The organism is Bradyrhizobium sp. (assembly GCF_027307225.1).
GTDB lineage: Bacteria > Pseudomonadota > Alphaproteobacteria > Rhizobiales > Xanthobacteraceae > Bradyrhizobium.
On record NZ_DAHUXJ010000070.1, the window covers coordinates 33,004 to 49,191 of the forward strand.

Annotated in this window: 16 protein-coding genes and 1 pseudogene; 16 read left to right on the forward strand and 1 reads right to left on the reverse strand. The window is 62.0% G+C overall.

Annotated features, from left to right (window positions below; translation table 11 throughout):
- The first annotated feature begins 11 nt into the window (after positions 1-11).
- The 16 genes from nuoE (at position 12) to M6D32_RS12365 (ending at position 15,928) form a co-directional block, all read left to right on the forward strand.
- On the forward strand, positions 12-623 hold the full coding sequence (gene nuoE, locus M6D32_RS12290) for an NADH-quinone oxidoreductase subunit NuoE (RefSeq protein ID WP_298256411.1): 612 nt from the start codon (positions 12-14) through the stop codon (positions 621-623).
- Positions 623-1,948 (forward strand): NADH-quinone oxidoreductase subunit NuoF, encoded by a 1,326-nt coding sequence (gene nuoF / locus M6D32_RS12295; protein ID WP_298256413.1) that lies wholly within the window; start codon positions 623-625, stop codon positions 1,946-1,948. Before nuoE ends, nuoF begins: the two co-directional genes overlap by 1 nt.
- A gap of 5 nt (positions 1,949-1,953) precedes the next feature.
- Entirely contained in the window at positions 1,954-2,442 is a 489-nt protein-coding gene (locus M6D32_RS12300) for a hypothetical protein (RefSeq protein WP_298256415.1), read from the forward strand.
- Between the two features lie 6 nt (positions 2,443-2,448).
- Positions 2,449-4,524 carry an NADH-quinone oxidoreductase subunit NuoG gene (gene nuoG / locus M6D32_RS12305; protein ID WP_298256417.1) on the forward strand — a complete coding sequence of 692 codons (2,076 nt, stop codon included), beginning with the start codon at positions 2,449-2,451 and terminating at the stop codon, positions 4,522-4,524.
- Between the two features lie 10 nt (positions 4,525-4,534).
- Complete coding sequence (gene nuoH / locus M6D32_RS12310) at positions 4,535-5,605, forward strand: NADH-quinone oxidoreductase subunit NuoH (RefSeq protein ID WP_298256419.1); 1,071 nt, start codon at positions 4,535-4,537, stop codon at positions 5,603-5,605.
- A 7-nt stretch (positions 5,606-5,612) separates the two neighbouring features.
- The gene (nuoI, locus tag M6D32_RS12315; protein ID WP_298256421.1) at positions 5,613-6,107 is read left to right on the forward strand and encodes an NADH-quinone oxidoreductase subunit NuoI; all 495 of its coding nucleotides are present in this window, start codon (positions 5,613-5,615) and stop codon (positions 6,105-6,107) included.
- Positions 6,108-6,226: 119 nt separating this feature from the next.
- The gene (locus M6D32_RS12320; RefSeq protein ID WP_298256424.1) at positions 6,227-6,865 is read left to right on the forward strand and encodes an NADH-quinone oxidoreductase subunit J; all 639 of its coding nucleotides are present in this window, start codon (positions 6,227-6,229) and stop codon (positions 6,863-6,865) included.
- A complete protein-coding gene (nuoK, locus tag M6D32_RS12325) occupies positions 6,862-7,170 on the forward strand; it encodes an NADH-quinone oxidoreductase subunit NuoK (protein WP_298256426.1) in 309 nt (102 codons plus the stop codon). Before M6D32_RS12320 ends, nuoK begins: the two co-directional genes overlap by 4 nt.
- An 8-nt stretch (positions 7,171-7,178) precedes the next feature.
- Positions 7,179-9,236, forward strand: coding sequence for an NADH-quinone oxidoreductase subunit L (nuoL, locus tag M6D32_RS12330; protein WP_298256428.1), 2,058 nt, complete (start codon positions 7,179-7,181; stop codon positions 9,234-9,236).
- Between the two features lie 3 nt (positions 9,237-9,239).
- Positions 9,240-10,748, forward strand: a complete 1,509-nt coding sequence (locus M6D32_RS12335; protein WP_298256430.1) for an NADH-quinone oxidoreductase subunit M — start codon at positions 9,240-9,242, stop codon at positions 10,746-10,748.
- Between the two features lie 16 nt (positions 10,749-10,764).
- A complete protein-coding gene (gene nuoN, locus M6D32_RS12340; RefSeq protein WP_298256432.1) occupies positions 10,765-12,201 on the forward strand; it encodes an NADH-quinone oxidoreductase subunit NuoN in 1,437 nt (478 codons plus the stop codon).
- Positions 12,202-12,990 carry a biotin--[acetyl-CoA-carboxylase] ligase gene (locus tag M6D32_RS12345; RefSeq protein WP_298256434.1) on the forward strand — a complete coding sequence of 263 codons (789 nt, stop codon included), beginning with the start codon at positions 12,202-12,204 and terminating at the stop codon, positions 12,988-12,990.
- Positions 12,990-14,660, forward strand: coding sequence for a ribonuclease J (locus M6D32_RS12350; RefSeq protein ID WP_298256436.1), 1,671 nt, complete (start codon positions 12,990-12,992; stop codon positions 14,658-14,660). Before M6D32_RS12345 ends, M6D32_RS12350 begins: the two co-directional genes overlap by 1 nt.
- Positions 14,661-14,767: 107 nt before the next feature.
- Positions 14,768-15,169, forward strand: a complete 402-nt coding sequence (mce, locus tag M6D32_RS12355) for a methylmalonyl-CoA epimerase (RefSeq protein ID WP_298256438.1) — start codon at positions 14,768-14,770, stop codon at positions 15,167-15,169.
- A 95-nt stretch (positions 15,170-15,264) separates the two neighbouring features.
- Positions 15,265-15,540, forward strand: coding sequence for a DUF1467 family protein (locus M6D32_RS12360; RefSeq protein ID WP_298256440.1), 276 nt, complete (start codon positions 15,265-15,267; stop codon positions 15,538-15,540).
- Between the two features lie 40 nt (positions 15,541-15,580).
- The gene (locus M6D32_RS12365) at positions 15,581-15,928 is read left to right on the forward strand and encodes a hypothetical protein (protein ID WP_298256442.1); all 348 of its coding nucleotides are present in this window, start codon (positions 15,581-15,583) and stop codon (positions 15,926-15,928) included.
- Positions 15,929-15,941: 13 nt separating this feature from the next.
- On the opposite strand, the pseudogene M6D32_RS12370 reads toward M6D32_RS12365, so the two are convergent.
- Positions 15,942-16,188, reverse strand: a pseudogene (locus M6D32_RS12370) (hypothetical protein); the annotation flags it as partial.

Consider the following 16,188-nt stretch of genomic DNA (forward strand, 5'->3'; position numbering starts at 1 on the left):
GACTGAATACGATGTCCGTTCGCCGCCTTGCACCCAGGGAAGTCCAGCCTGCGAACTTCACGTTCACGCCGGAAAATCTGGAGTGGGCAAAGAAGGAAATCGCCAAATATCCGGCAGGACGTCAGGCCTCGGCCGTGATCGCGATCATGTGGCGGGTTCAGGAGCAGCACGAGGGCTGGGTCTCGGAAGCGGCGATCCGAGCGGTCGCCGACCTGCTCGATATGCCCTACATCCGCGTGCTGGAAGTCGCGACCTTCTACACGATGTTCCAGCTCCAGCCGGTCGGCAAGAAGGCGCATGTGCAGGTTTGCGGCACGACGCCGTGCCGCCTGCGCGGCGCCGCCGACCTCATCGATGTCTGCCAGAGCCGGATCCATCACGATCCCTTCGAACTGTCCAAGGACGGCAATTTCAGCTGGGAAGAGGTCGAGTGCCTTGGCGCGTGTGTGAACGCGCCGATGGTCCTGATCTGGAAGGACACGTATGAGGATCTGACGAAGGAAAGTTTCGGCAAGGTGCTGGATGGCTTTGCCTCCGGCAAGCCGCCGAAGCCCGGGCCGCAAATCGATCGCCAGTTCTCCGCGCCTGTCGGCGGACCGACTACGCTGAAGGAAACCACCTGATGCTCGACGATAAGGATCGCATCTTCAAGAACCTCTACGGCCTGCACGACTGGGGCCTCGAGGGCGCGCGCCGTCGTGGCGCCTGGGATGGCACGAAGGCGATCGTCGACAAGGGCCGCGACTGGATCATCAACGAGATGAAGGCCTCAGGTCTTCGTGGCCGCGGCGGGGCCGGGTTCCCGACTGGCATGAAGTGGTCCTTCATGCCGAAGGAATCGAAGGACGGGCGGCCAAGCTACCTCGTCGTGAACGCCGACGAGTCCGAGCCCGGCACCTGCAAGGACCGCGAGATCATGCGGCACGATCCGCACCTGCTGGTCGAGGGCTGCCTGCTCGCAAGCTTCGCGATGGGCGCGCATGCCTGTTACATCTATGTGCGCGGCGAGTTCATCCGCGAGCGCGAGCATCTGCAGGCCGCGGTCGATCAGGCCTACGAGGCCAAGCTGATCGGCAAGGACAATGTCAACGGCTGGCCGTTCGACCTCTACGTCGCCCATGGCGCCGGCGCCTATATCTGCGGCGAAGAGACCGCACTTCTGGAAAGCCTTGAAGGCAAGAAGGGCCAGCCGCGGCTGAAGCCGCCGTTCCCGGCCAATGTCGGCCTGTTCGGCTGCCCGACAACCGTGAACAACGTCGAGTCGATCGCGGTCGCCCCGGACATCCTTCGGCGCGGCGCTGCGTGGTTTGCCGCCATCGGCCGGCCGAACAATGTCGGCACCAAGCTGTTCTGCATCTCAGGTCACGTCGAGCGGCCCTGTAACGTCGAAGAGGCGATGGGCATTCCGTTCCGCGAACTGATCGAAAAGCATTGCGGCGGCATTCGCGGCGGCTGGGACAACCTGAAAGCGGTGATCCCGGGCGGTTCGTCGGTACGCATGGTGCCGGCCGAGCAGATCATCGACACGCCGATGGATTTCGACAGCCTCGGCAAGCTGCGCTCCGGTCTCGGCACCGCGGCCGTGATCGTGATGGACAAGTCGACCGACCTGATCCGCGCCATCGCCCGCATCTCCTATTTCTACAAGCATGAGAGCTGCGGCCAGTGTACGCCGTGCCGCGAAGGAACGGGGTGGATGTGGCGGGTATTGACCCGTATGGCGGAAGGCCGCGCCCACAAGCGCGAAATCGACATGCTGCTGGAAGTCACCAAGCAGGTCGAGGGCCACACGATCTGCGCGCTCGGCGATGCCGCCGCCTGGCCGATTCAGGGCCTGATCGCGCATTTCCGTCATGAGATCGAAGAACGCATCGATCAATATTCGCACAAGGCCGACCTCGACGATCAGGGCGTGCTCGACCCCGAGCATATGGTGGCGGCGGAGTAGGATTTATGGCACTTCCCGCATCATTCTGGCAGAAATTCGGGACGCTGGCGCAAATGGCGCAAGCGTCCGTGGCGCTGCTCGGCTTTGTGGCGATCCTGTTCCAGGTCAGCGAAATTCGCTCCAACAACCGCGCCGTCGCCGCGCGGCAGGCGTTCCTCGCCTACACCGATCTGGCGTTCAGGAATCCGAAATTCGCCGAGCCCGACTACGCTGCGATCAAGGCCGGCAGCCACGAGCAACAGGTTCAATACGAAAGCTTCGTCTCGTATTTCCTGTTTGCGTGTGAGGAAGCGTTCGGCGCTTTTTCTGACCGGCGTGAGTGGCTCGCCTCCTGCGATTATGATTTGAAGCCGCATCTGCCGTTTCTCTGCGAGAAGAATCACTCTGAGCCGGGCTATCTCGCGACCTACGGCACCATCACCCAGGACTGGGTGAGGACATCCTTGAAAACCGCCAGCGTTACGCCGCCGGACTGCAAGCTGGGAAAGACCTGAGACAGCATGACCAAACTCATTGTCGATGGCAAAGAAATCGATGTTCCCGCCGAATACACGCTGTTGCAGGCGTGCGAGGCGGCCGGCGCCGAAATTCCGCGCTTCTGCTACCACGAGCGGCTTTCGATCGCCGGCAATTGCCGGATGTGCCTGGTTGAAGTAAAGGGCGGCCCGAAGCCGGTCGCCAGCTGCGCCTGGGGCGTGCGCGATTGCCGTCCGGGTCCGAAGGGTGAGCCGCCAGAAATCTCCACCCGCTCGCCGATGGTGAAGAAGGCGCGCGAAGGCGTGATGGAGTTCCTGCTGATCAACCATCCCCTCGATTGCCCGATCTGCGACCAGGGCGGGGAATGCGATCTGCAGGACCAGGCGATGGGTTACGGCGTCGACACCTCGCGCTTCGCCGAGAACAAGCGCGCGGTCGAGGACAAATATCTCGGCGCGCTGGTGAAGACCTCGATGAATCGCTGCATCCAGTGCACGCGCTGCGTCCGCTTCTCGGCTGAAATTTGCGGTGCGCCGGAAATGGGCGCGACGGGTCGTGGCGAGGACATGGAGATCACGACCTATCTCGAGCGCGCGCTGACCTCGGAATTGCAGGGCAATCTCGTCGATATCTGCCCCGTCGGTGCGCTGACGTCGAAGCCTTACGCCTTTGCGGCGCGGCCGTGGGAACTGGGCAAGACGCAGTCGGTCGACGTGATGGATGGCGTGGGCTCGGCGATCCGCGTCGATACCCGTGGCCGCGAGGTGATGCGAATCCTGCCGCGCGTGAACGAGGCGGTGAACGAGGAATGGATTTCCGACAAGACCCGCCACGTCGTCGACGGCCTGCGCACGCAGCGGCTTGACCGCCCCTACATCCGCGAGGACGGCAAGCTCAAGGCGGCCTCGTGGCAGCAGGTCTTTGCCGCCATCGCAGCCAGGGTTGCGCGCACCGACGGCAAGCGCATCGGCGCCATCGCCGGCGATCTCGCCGCCGTGGAAGAGATGTTCGCGCTGAAGGAGCTTCTGGCCAGGTTCGGCTCGGTCAATCTCGCCGTGCAGGGCGGCGATGCCTTCGACCCGAAGGCGGGACGCGCTTCGTACATCTTCAATCCGACGATCGCCGGCATCGACCAGGTGGATGCGCTTCTGATCGTGGGCTCGAACCCGCGCAAGGAAGCCGCCGTCCTCAATGCGCGCATCCGCAAGCGCTGGCGCTCAGGACAGCTCAAGGTCGGCGTGATCGGCGCGAAAGCCGATCTGGTCTACACCCATGATTATATCGGTGCAGGCGTAGAGTCCCTTGCTGATCTCGCCGCCGGCAAGCATTCCTTTGCCGACGTCCTGAAGAATGCCAAGAATCCGGTCGTGCTGGTTGGCGTCGACGCGTTCGGACGCCACGATGGCGCGGCGGTGCTGGCACGGGCCGCGAAATTCGCGCTGGATATCGGCGCGGTCAAGGACGGCTGGAACGGCTTTGCCGTCTTGCAGAATACGGCTTCGCGCGCCGGCGCGCTCGATATCGGCTTTGCGGCGGGCGCGGGCGGATTGAACGCGGCACAGATGACGACGTTCGGAACGCTGGATGTGCTGTTCCTGCTCGGGGCTGACGAGGTGAAGGTGCCGGACGGAACGTTCGTGGTTTATATCGGAACCCATGGCGATGCCGGCGCGCATCGCGCCGATGTCATCCTGCCGGGCGCGGCCTACACCGAAAAGTCCGGCATCTTCGTCAATACCGAAGGCAGGGCGCAGATGGCGAACCGCGCGGGCTTTCCGCCCGGTGAGGCGCGCGAAGACTGGGCGATTATCCGTGCCCTGTCGGAAGTGCTGGCTAAGAAGCTGCCCTACGATTCGCTGGCGGCGCTGCGGCAGGCGATCTTCAAGGCGGTGCCGCATCTCATGCGGCTCGACCAGATCGCCGCTGGCGATGCAGCGTCCGTCAAGACGCTTGCCGGTCGCGCCGGCCAGGCCGAAAAGGTACCGTTCAAGGCCTCCGTTGAGGACTTCTATCTGACCAACCCGATCGCGCGGGCGTCTGCGGTGATGGCGGAGTGCTCGCGTCTCGCCTCCGGGCACATGCTGACGGCAGCGGAGTGAGCGTGACGAGATGACTGAATTTTTCGCAAGCGCATTCTGGACCGGTTTCCTGTGGCCGCTGATCGTCATGGTGGCCGAGAGCCTCTTGCTGCTCGTCATTCTCCTGATCGCGATCGCCTACATCCTGCTCGCCGACCGCAAGATCTGGGCGGCGGTGCAGATCCGGCGCGGCCCGAACGTGGTCGGGCCGTGGGGTCTCTTTCAGTCCTTCGCCGACCTTCTGAAGTTCGTGCTGAAGGAGCCGATCATTCCCGCCGGCGCCAACAAGGGCGTGTTCCTGCTGGCGCCGCTGGTCTCCTGCGTGCTTGCGCTGGCGGCCTGGGCGGTGATCCCGACCAATCTCGGCTGGGTGATCTCCGACATCAATGTCGGCGTTCTCTACATCTTTGCGATTTCGTCGTTGTCGATCTACGGCATCATCATGGCTGGCTGGTCGTCGAACTCGAAATATCCGTTCCTGGCGGCACTCCGCTCGGCGGCCCAGATGGTGAGCTACGAAGTCTCGATCGGCTTTGTCATCATCACCGTTCTGCTGTGCGCCGGCACGCTCAACCTGTCGGGCGTGGTCGAGGCGCAGCAAACGCGCGGTTTTGCCAGCCTGATCGGCCTGCCCTGGCTCACCATCCTCAACTGGTATGTGTGGCCGCTGTTTCCGATGTTCGTCGTGTTCTACGTCTCGTCGCTGGCGGAGACCAATCGTCCGCCATTCGATCTGGTGGAAGCGGAGTCCGAACTGGTCGCCGGCTTCATGGTCGAATACGGCTCGACGCCTTATTTGCTGTTCATGCTCGGCGAATACGTCGCGATCACCACGATGTGCGCGCTGGCGACAATCTTGTTCCTCGGCGGCTGGACGGCGCCGATCGCGCTGCCGCCCTTCACCTGGGTGCCAGGGGTGATCTGGTTCGCGCTCAAGGTATTCTTCATGTTCTTCCTGTTCGCGATGGCCAAGGCCATCGTCCCGCGCTACCGCTACGACCAGTTGATGAGACTGGGCTGGAAGGTGTTCCTGCCGCTGTCGCTTGCCATGGTGGTCATCGTTGCGGGCGTGCTGCAACTTGCGGGAATTGCGCCGAAATGAGGTCGCTATGAATATCAACGTCAACGCCACCACCCGCTCGCTTCTGCTGACGGAATTCGTTTCGGCGTTCTTTCTCGCCATGCGCTATTTCTTCAAGCCGAAGCCGACCATCAATTACCCGTTCGAGAAGAACCCGATTTCGCCGCGCTTCCGCGGCGAGCACGCGCTGCGCCGTTATCCCAACGGCGAAGAACGCTGCATCGCCTGCAAGCTGTGCGAAGCGATCTGTCCGGCGCAGGCCATCACGATCGAAGCAGGCCCGCGGCGCAACGACGGCACGCGCCGCACCGTGCGCTACGACATCGACATGGTGAAGTGCATCTATTGCGGGCTGTGCCAGGAAGCCTGCCCGGTCGATGCCATCGTCGAGGGACCAAACTTCGAATTCGCGACCGAAACGCGCGAGGAACTCTACTACGACAAGGCGAAGCTGCTCGCGAACGGCGACCGCTGGGAGCGTGAGATCGCCAAGTCGATCGCTCTAGATGCGCCATACCGGTGAGGTGAGGGGATGATCGTGCGCTACATCACGTCATTCCGGGGCGCGCAGAGCGCGAGCCCGGAATCTCGAGATTCCGGGTCTGGTCCTTCGGACCATCCCGGAATGACGAGGGACAAAAGATGATCCTTCCGGCCCTGTTCTTTTATCTTTTTGCCGGCGTGTGCGTGGCTTCCGCCGTCATGGTGATTGTCTCGCGCAATCCCGTGCACTCCGTGCTGTTCCTGATTCTCGCCTTCGTGAACGCCTCCGGCCTGTTCGTGCTGATGGGGGCCGAGTTCCTGGCGATGATTTTGGTCGTCGTCTATGTCGGCGCGGTCGCGGTGCTGTTCCTGTTTGTGATCATGATGCTCGACGTCGATTTCGCCGAGCTGCGCGAGGGCTTCATCGAATACCTGCCGGTCGGGCTCGTGATCGGCGGCATCTTCCTGGTCGAATTGCTTCTGGTCGGCGGCGGCTGGGTGATCAACCCCAACGTCGCGAAGTCGATCACGGCGGCGATACCGGCCAATGTCAGCAATACGGAGGCCTTGGGCCTCGTGCTCTATACGAAATATATCTACTACTTCCAGATCGCGGGCATGGTGCTGCTGGTTGCGATGATCGGCGCGATCGTGCTGACGTTGCGGCACAAGGCGAGCGTCAAGCGGCAGGATATCAACGTGCAGAATGCGCGGACGCCGGAAATGGCGATGGCCGTGCGCAAGGTTGCCTCGGGGCAAGGCTTGCAGGACGCGGACGCCGCGGAGTGGGTGCAATGACGATCGGTCTGGGGCACTATCTGGCGGTCGGGGCCATCCTGTTCACGCTCGGGATTCTCGGCATTTTCCTCAACCGCAAGAACATCATCGTCATCCTGATGTCGATCGAGCTGATCCTGCTCGCCGTCAACGTCAACCTGGTGGCGTTTTCGACGTTCATCGGCGTCATCGTCGGTCAGGTGTTCGCGCTTCTGGTGCTGACGGTGGCGGCGGCAGAAGCCGCGATCGGCCTCGCCGTGCTGGTGGTCTATTTTCGCAACCGCGGCTCGATCGCGGTTGAAGACGTCAATCTGATGAAGGGCTAGCGCGCGACATGATCCAGGCAATTGTCTTTCTGCCGTTGATCGGCGCCATTATCGCTGGCGCGATCTCGATCGTCGGCGCGCATGCGCGCAACCCGGGCGGCGACGAAGTCGAACATCACGATGACGCTCACGGCGTGGACGCCCATGCGGCGGCGGCCCATGACGACCATGGCCACGATGATCATCATGTCGTGGAGCCGCCGGCGGCCGGATCGCGCGCCGCCGAAGTGATCACAACCGGCTTTCTCCTGGTAGGGGCGGCGCTGTCCTGGTTCATGCTCTACGACGTGGGCTTTGCGCACCATGACGTCAGGGTGGCGCTGTTCCCGTGGATCACGTCCGGCAATCTTCAGGTGTCGTGGACGCTGAGGGTCGACGCGCTGACCGCCGTGATGCTGGTGGTGGTCAACACGGTGTCCTCGCTCGTGCACCTCTATTCGATCGGCTACATGGACGAAGACCCGTACCGGCCACGGTTCTTCGGTTACCTCTCGCTGTTCACCTTCGCGATGCTGATGCTGGTGACCGCGGACAACCTCGTGCAGCTGTTCTTCGGCTGGGAGGGCGTGGGGCTCGCGAGCTATCTGTTGATCGGCTTCTGGTACCATAAGCCTTCAGCGAACGCGGCGGCCATCAAGGCCTTCATCGTCAACCGCGTCGGCGATTTCGGCTTTGCGCTCGGCATCTTTGCAGTGTTCATGCTGATCGGCTCGACCGACTTCGAGACTATCTTCGGCGCAGCGCCCGGGCTGGCCGGCAAGACCATCGATCTCTTTGGCTGGCATCCGGACGCGCTGACGTTGACCTGCCTGCTGCTGTTCATGGGAGCGATGGGCAAATCGGCGCAGTTCCTGCTGCACACCTGGTTGCCGGACGCGATGGAAGGCCCGACACCCGTCTCGGCGCTGATCCACGCCGCGACCATGGTGACCGCCGGCGTGTTCATGGTGGCGCGGCTGTCGCCGCTGTTTGAGCTCGCGCCGGACGCGCAGGCCTTCGTGATGTTCATCGGCGGCACGACCGCGTTCTTTGCAGCGACCATTGGCCTCGTCCAGAACGACATCAAGCGCATCGTCGCCTATTCGACCTGTTCGCAGCTCGGCTACATGTTCGTGGCGATGGGGGCGGGTGCGTACTCGGTCGGCATGTTCCACCTGTTCACCCACGCCTTCTTCAAGGCGCTGCTGTTCCTGGGCTCAGGCTCGGTGATCTATGCGATGCATCACGAGCAGGACATTCGCAACATGGGCGGCCTGTGGCGGAAGATCCCGTACACCTTCGCCGTGATGAGCATCGGCACCCTGGCGCTCACAGGCTTCCCGTTGTTTGCCGGCTATTTTTCCAAGGACGCGATCATTGAATCCGCCTATGCCTCGCACAACACGTTTGCGACTTACGCCTATATATTGACAGTCGTCGCCGCCGGCCTGACCTCGTTCTATTCCTGGCGCCTGATCTTCAAGACATTTTTCGGCGAGCCGCACGATCAGGAGCACTATGAGGCTGCCCACGAGTCCCCGCTGACGATGCTGATTCCAATCGGCGTACTCGCGGTCGGTTCAATTCTCGCCGGCTTCCCATTCAAGGAAATATTCACCAGCCCGCACGGGGTCGAAGAATTCTTCCGCGCATCCGTGAAGATGAATCCGCATATTCTGGAAGGCATGGAGCAGATGCCGCATCTGTTGGGGCTGTTGCCTACCTTGATGATGATCGTTGGCTTTGCGATCGCCTGGCTGTTCTATATCCGCCGGCCGTATCTGCCGGTCGAACTCGCCAACCAGCAACCGCTGCTTTACAAGTTCCTCCTCAACAAGTGGTACTTCGACGAGCTTTACGACGTGATCTTCGTCCGTCCGGCGAAATGGATCGGCCGCTTCCTGTGGAAGGTCGGTGACGGCATGATCATCGATGGTCTCGGCCCGGACGGGGTGTCGGCGCGGGTGCTCGATGTCACGCGGAACGCCGTCAAGCTTCAGACCGGCTATCTCTACCATTACGCTTTCGCGATGCTGATCGGGGTTGCCGGCTTCATCACCTGGTTCATGTTCGGTGTGGGAGGCTAGCCGATGACGACCTGGCCCATTCTTTCGGTCGTTACCTTCCTGCCGACGGTCGGCGCGCTGCTGGTCTATCTCGTCAGGGGCGAGGACCAGGCCGCCCAGCGCAACGTGCGCTGGATCGCGCTCTGGACCACGCTCGTGACGTTTGCGGTGTCGCTGATCCTGGTCGCGCGCTTCGATCCGTCGCAGGCTGACTTTCAGTTCGTCGAGAAGGCGCCCTGGCTTGCCAACGCCATTACCTACCACATGGGCGTCGACGGCATTTCGCTGCCCTTCGTGATCCTGACCACCGCCTTGATGCCATTCTGCATCCTGGCGAGCTGGAAATCGGTCAAGGTTCGCGTCGGCGAATACATGATGGCGTTTCTGATCCTGGAAACGCTGATGGTCGGCACCTTCTCGTCGCTCGACCTCGTGCTGTTCTACCTGTTCTTCGAGGGCGGCCTGATCCCGATGTTCCTGATCATCGGGATCTGGGGCGGACCGCGGCGGGTCTATGCCTCCTTCAAGTTCTTCCTCTACACGTTCCTGGGCTCCGTCCTGATGCTGCTCGCGATCATGGCGCTGTACTGGAACGCGGGCACCACCGACATCCCGACCCTGATGCACAGTGCGGTGCCGCGATCGTTGCAGATCTGGGCGTGGCTCGCCTTCTTCGCTTCTTTTGCGGTGAAGATGCCGATGTGGCCGGTGCATACTTGGCTGCCGGACGCCCACGTCGAGGCGCCGACGGCGGGCTCGGTGATCCTGGCCGCCATTCTACTGAAGATGGGCGGCTACGGATTCCTGCGGTTTTCGCTGCCGATGTTCCCGCTGGCCTCGCAATACTTTGCGCCGCTGATCTTCTCGCTCTCGGTGATTGCGATCATCTACACCTCGCTGGTCGCCTTGATGCAGGAGGACATGAAGAAGCTGATCGCCTATTCGTCGGTGGGGCACATGGGCTTCGTCACTATGGGAATCTTCGCCGGCACGACCCAGGGCGTGGCGGGCGGCGTGTTCCAGATGATCTCGCACGGCATCGTGTCCGGCGCGCTGTTCCTTTGCGTCGGCATCGTCTATGACCGCATGCACACCCGCGAAATCGCCGCCTATGGCGGCCTGGTCAACCGCATGCCGCTCTATGCGCTGGTGTTCCTGGTCTTCACCATGGCCAATGTCGGTCTGCCCGGCACATCAGGGTTCGTCGGCGAGTTCATGACCCTGATCGGCACCTTTAAGGTCTCGCTGCCGACAACGGTATTCGCGACCACAGGCGTGATCCTCTCGGCGGCCTATGCGCTGTGGCTCTATCGCAAGGTGGTCTTCGGTGCGCTGGTCAAGCCGTCGCTTGCCACCATCAAGGATCTGACCTGGCGCGAGAGCGTGACGCTGGTGCCGCTGGTGGTCCTCACGATCTTCTTCGGGGTCTACCCGAAGCCGATCCTCGATGTGTCGGCGGCCTCGGTGCAGCAGCTGGTCGATAACTACAATACCGCGGTGACGGCCGTTAAGGCGGCCGCGCTGATGCAATAGTACTGGACGAACTGTCATGAGCTTTGAAAGCGCAGGTTATCAATTGCTGCCCGTCTTGCCGGAGCTCGTTCTGGCGGTCGGGGCCATGGTGCTATTGATGGTCGGAGCCTTTCAGGGCGTCCGCACCACCGGCCTTATCACCACCCTTGCAGTCGTCCTTCTCGTGATCGTTGGCGTTTTGGAGCTGACCCTGCCTGCCGGGAAACTGGTAACCTTCAACGGCAGCTTCATCGTCGACGATTTCGCCCGCTTCCTGAAGATACTGGCGCTGATCGGCTCGGGCGCCACGCTGATCCTGTCGGCGGAGTTTCTGGCCGATACGTCGCGGCGCATCTTCGAATACTCGATCCTGGTCCTGCTTTCGACGCTCGGCATGATGGTGCTGATCTCGGCCGGCGATCTGATTGCGCTCTATCTCGGTCTCGAACTGATGAGCCTTGCGCTCTATGTGGTTGCGGCCTCCAACCGCGACGACGTCAAATCGACCGAAGCCGGCCTGAAGTATTTCGTGCTGGGCGCGCTGTCGTCGGGCATGCTGCTCTACGGCGCTTCGCTGATCTATGGCTTTACCGGCACGGTCAGCTTTGCCGGCATCGCGGCGGCCGTGAAGTCCGGCTCGATCGGCATTGTGTTCGGCATCGTGTTCTTGCTGGCTGGGCTCTGCTTCAAGGTCTCGGCGGTGCCGTTCCACATGTGGACGCCCGACGTATACGAGGGCGCGCCGACCCCGGTCACGGCTTTCTTTGCGTCGGCCCCGAAAGTGGCGGCGCTTGCAGTTTTCACCCGTGTGACGCTGACGGCGTTCCCCGGCATCGTTCCGCAGTGGCAGCAGATCGTCGTGTTTGTCGCGATCGCTTCGATGGCGTTGGGTTCGTTCGCGGCGATCGGACAGACGAACATCAAGCGCCTGATGGCATATTCCTCGATCGGCCATATGGGATTTGCGCTGGTTGGCCTTGCCTCGGGCACGGCCGAGGGTGCGCAGGGCGTATTGGTCTATATCGCGATCTACGTCGCGATGACGCTGGGTGCTTTCACCGTGATCCTCGCGATGAAGCGCAATGGTCAGCACGTCGAAAATATCAGCGACTTCGCCGGTCTCTCCCGCACCAACCCGATGGTAGCCTTCATCTTTGCGATGCTGTTGTTCTCGCTGGCTGGCGTTCCGCCGCTAGCGGGCTTTTTTGGCAAGTTTTACGTCTTTGTCGCGGCGATCAAGGCAAACCTGTTTACGCTCGCTGTCATCGGCGTGGTGACCAGCGTGATCGGCGCCTATTACTATCTCTCGATCGTCAAGGTGATGTATTTCGAGGAGCCGTTGCCCCGGCTTGATCCCGTCCGCGTGGAGCTGCGTGCGGTGCTGGCGATTGCCGGTCTCTTCAATCTCTTTTTCTTTGTTTATCCCGGACCGCTGGTGAGCATGGCTTCAGCAGCGGCAAAATCCTTATTCTAGATGACATTTAAGCTCGGTCCACGAGCCATATCGGCCGGTTACCGGCTCGCAAGCTTCGATCAGATCGGCTCGACCAATTCGGAAGCGATGGCACGGGCCCACACTGGTGAGCGCGGGCCGATGTGGTTTGTCACGACCGAGCAGATCGCCGGCCGCGGGCGGCGGCAGCGGGCGTGGATTGCGCCGCGCGGTAACCTTGCCGCCAGCGTGCTCGAAACCCTCAATGTGGCGCCCGCGACGGCTGCGACCCTCGGCTTTGCCGCAGGCCTGGCCCAGGCGAGCGCGCTTCGGGCCGTAGCTGGCTCGGCATCGGTCGCGTTCTCGCTGAAATGGCCCAACGACGTCCTGGCGGGGCCGGCCAAGCTCTGTGGCATCCTGCTGGAGGCCGAGGTGCAACCGGACGGGCGGCTTGCCGTGGTGGTTGGCATGGGCACCAACATCGTGGGCGCACCGGAGGGGACGCCGACGCCTGCGACCTCGCTCAAGGCGCTGGGTCTGGAGATTAGCGCAGAGGAGCTGTTTACCGCGCTGTCGGACAGCTGGGCCGAATGCCAGGCCATCTGGGATCAGGGCCGGGGCTTTGGAGAAATCCGGCGGCGCTGGCTGGCACTGGCGGCGGGACTCGGACAGCCTGTCGCGGTCCGTACCGGCAGTGCCACGGTGTCTGGCATCTTCGACACCATCGATGACACCGGCTGCATGATCGTCCAAACCTCCACCGGGAACCGGGTGCCGATCTCGGCCGGTGACGTGCATTTCGGCGTCGCCGCTTCCGCGAGGGCCGGCTAATGGCGGAGGGCGACGAGTTCACCTTTGCCCCGCTTGGCGGCGTCGGCGAAATCGGCATGAACCTGTCGGTCTACGGGTTCGGCAACCGTCGGCAGCGATCGTGGCTGGCGATCGATCTCGGCGTCTCGTTCGGAGATGAAGAACACCTTCCGGGCATCGACACCATCATGCCCGATATCAGCTTTCTGGTGAAGGAGCGGAAGAATCTGGTTGGGCTCGTGCTGACCCACGCCCACGAGGATCATTTCGGCGCCATCATCGATCTCTGGCCTAGCCTGAAATGCCCGATCTACGCGACGAAGTTCAGCGCCGCACTGTTCGAAGCCAAATGCGCCGCCGAGCGCAATCCGCCGAAGATTCCGGTCACCGTCGTGCCATCGGGCGGACGGATCGAGCTCGGGCCGTTCGGCGTCGAGTTCATTCCGGTGGCGCACTCGATTCCGGAATCGCACGCGCTCGCCATTCACACGGCGGTCGGAACCGCATTGCATACCGGCGACTGGAAACTCGATCCGACCCCGGTCGCAGGTCCGCCGACCGACGAGCGGCGGTTGCGCGAGTTGGGCGATGCCGGCGTGTTGGCGCTGATCGGCGATTCCACCAACGCTGTCCGCGATGGCCGCTCGCCGTCGGAAACCGAGGTCGCCAAGACCATCATCGAACTTGTAAAGGCATCCAGGGGCCGGGTCGCCGTGACGACGTTTGCCTCCAACGTCGCCCGCATACGGGCGGTTGCGGATGCGGCGCGTCTGTCCGGGCGCGAGGTGGTGGTGGTCGGACGCGCCATGGATCGCGTCGTCCAGGTGGCGCGGGAAACCGGCTATCTCGAGGGCGTGCAGAATTTCCGCAGCGCCGAGCTCTATGGTCATTTCCCGCCGGACAAGGTGCTGGCGTTGTGCACGGGAAGCCAGGGCGAGCCGCGCGCGGCGCTCGCGCGTATCGCGAACGACGATCATCCGCAGGTGACGCTCAACAAGGGCGACCGCGTGATCTTTTCCTCCCGCACCATTCCCGGCAACGAGAAGGCGGTGGGATCGATCATCAACGGCCTGATCGTGCAGGGCATCGAGGTCATCACCGATCGAACTCACCTCGTTCACGTCTCGGGCCACCCGCGCCGCGATGAATTGCGCGACATGATCGGCTGGGTGCGCCCGCAACTGCTCATTCCCGTTCACGGCGAGGCGCTGCATCTGTTCGAGCATGCCAAGCTGGCGCGCGCTGCCGGCGTACCGAAGGTGCTGATCTGCCGCAACGGCGACCAGGTGAAGCTTGGACCCGGCGAGACCGGCATCATTGATGAGGTGCCATCCGGCCGGCTCTACAAGGACGGCAGCATTCTGGAGGATTCCAAATCACGCGCCGTCGTCGAGCGGCGGCGGATGGCATTTGCCGGGTGTGCCTTCGTGGCGCTGGCGATGGATGAAAAGGGCGAACTTGCCGACGATCCCGAGATCGACCTGATCGGGGTCCCCGAGAAAAACGCGGCCGGCGAGGTCATTGATGAAATCGTGTTCGATGTCATCGTCTCGACCGTGGAAGGCCTGCCGCGGTCGCGGCGGCGCGATCCGGACGCGCTGGCGGAATCGGTGCGGCGCGCCGTGCGCGCCAGCGTGAACGAGCACTGGGGCAAGAAACCGCTGTGCTTCGTTCATGTGCTCACGGTCTGATGAAGCCATTGGAGTGGATTTGACATTCGCAAGAGTGGCCGCTGAGAGGGGATGCGAATGCTGGAATCGGCGCACTCTCCAAGCTATAAGGGGTGAGGGAGGTGCCAATGCTCGGCCGGCTCAATCACGTGGCAATTGCAGTCTACGACGCCGAAAGGGCCGCCAGGATCTATGGCGCGCTCGGTGCTGAGATTTCCGCGGCGGTGCCCTTGCCGGAGCACGGCGTCATCACCGTGTTTGTCACCTTGCCGAATACCAAGATCGAGTTCATTCAGCCGCTGGGCAAGACGTCGCCGATCGCCAAATTCCTGGAGCGGAACGCGGACGGCGGCATTCATCACATCTGTTACGACGTACCCGATATCATTGCCGCGCGTGACCGGCTGATCAAGGAGGGCGCTCGCGTGCTTGGCGATGGCGTTCCCAAGATTGGCGCCCACGGCAAGCCGGTGCTTTTCCTGCACCCGAAGGATTTTTCGGGCGCGCTTGTCGAAATCGAGCAGGCCTGAGCCTGGTGGAGTGGATTTGACATTCGCCAGCCACCTAGCCGCGAGTTCGTTGGCCGCTGAGAAGGGATGCGAATGTTAGAATTGGACCATTAGCCATGGCCTATACCATCTCAACCGCCTTCGCGATCTACTTCGTCGTATGGTGGGTCACGCTGTTTCTCACACTGCCGTTTGGCGTTCGCAGCCTGCACGAAGACGGCGGTGGAAGTCCGGGCACCGATCCGGGGGCGCCGATTGCCGCCCGCATGGGGAGCAAGCTGATCTGGACCACAGTGTTGTCGGCAGTGATCTATGCGGCGGGCATGGCGGCTTACTACGAGGGTTTTCTCAACATCGATCGATTGTCGAAATTGATGGGCATGACGTTCTGACGTTTTTTACGCGGCGAGCTTTTTTAATTGGGGGGCGAAGATGTGGTTTCAGCGAACCGTTGTCGCATTGTTGTTGCTCACCGTCGCAGGTCTTGCGACCACCTCGTACATCGACTGGAAGATCAACACCCAGCTCCAAACGCTGAGAAGCTTTGTTGAGGGCTATGTGTTCGCGGACGCGGTCGCAGCTTGCGAGCGAGCGTCCAGCTCCACGCCGTTCAAATGGAACGGCGGCACCAGCACCCGCGTGATCGGTCTGAACTCGGTGAAACTCGACAAGTACAACGTTGTCGCAAGCTATACGCTAGTTGCCGATGGCGTTTTTTGCGATTTCGATCCGATCAAGAAGAAGGCGAGCATTGGCTCGAATTTTCTCGAACGCGACTGACTAGGGCCTGTCTTCAGTTGAGCAAGATCATAGCAGAAGCGAGTTGAACTCCGGCCAAGAATATTTTGGCGAGCTTGTCGTAGCGTGTGGCGATGGCTCGAAAATGCTTGAGTTTATTGAGTCGTCCGTGAAAAATCCCGAAGCGACTGGCTGGCAATAGAAATTGCTGGAATTCGTGCAATTGGATTTGCCAGAAATTGGGACCTGGGTGCCGATTTTCTTGCAAATTGCGGTTGGGGATTGAACGAAGCCGCTGGCGC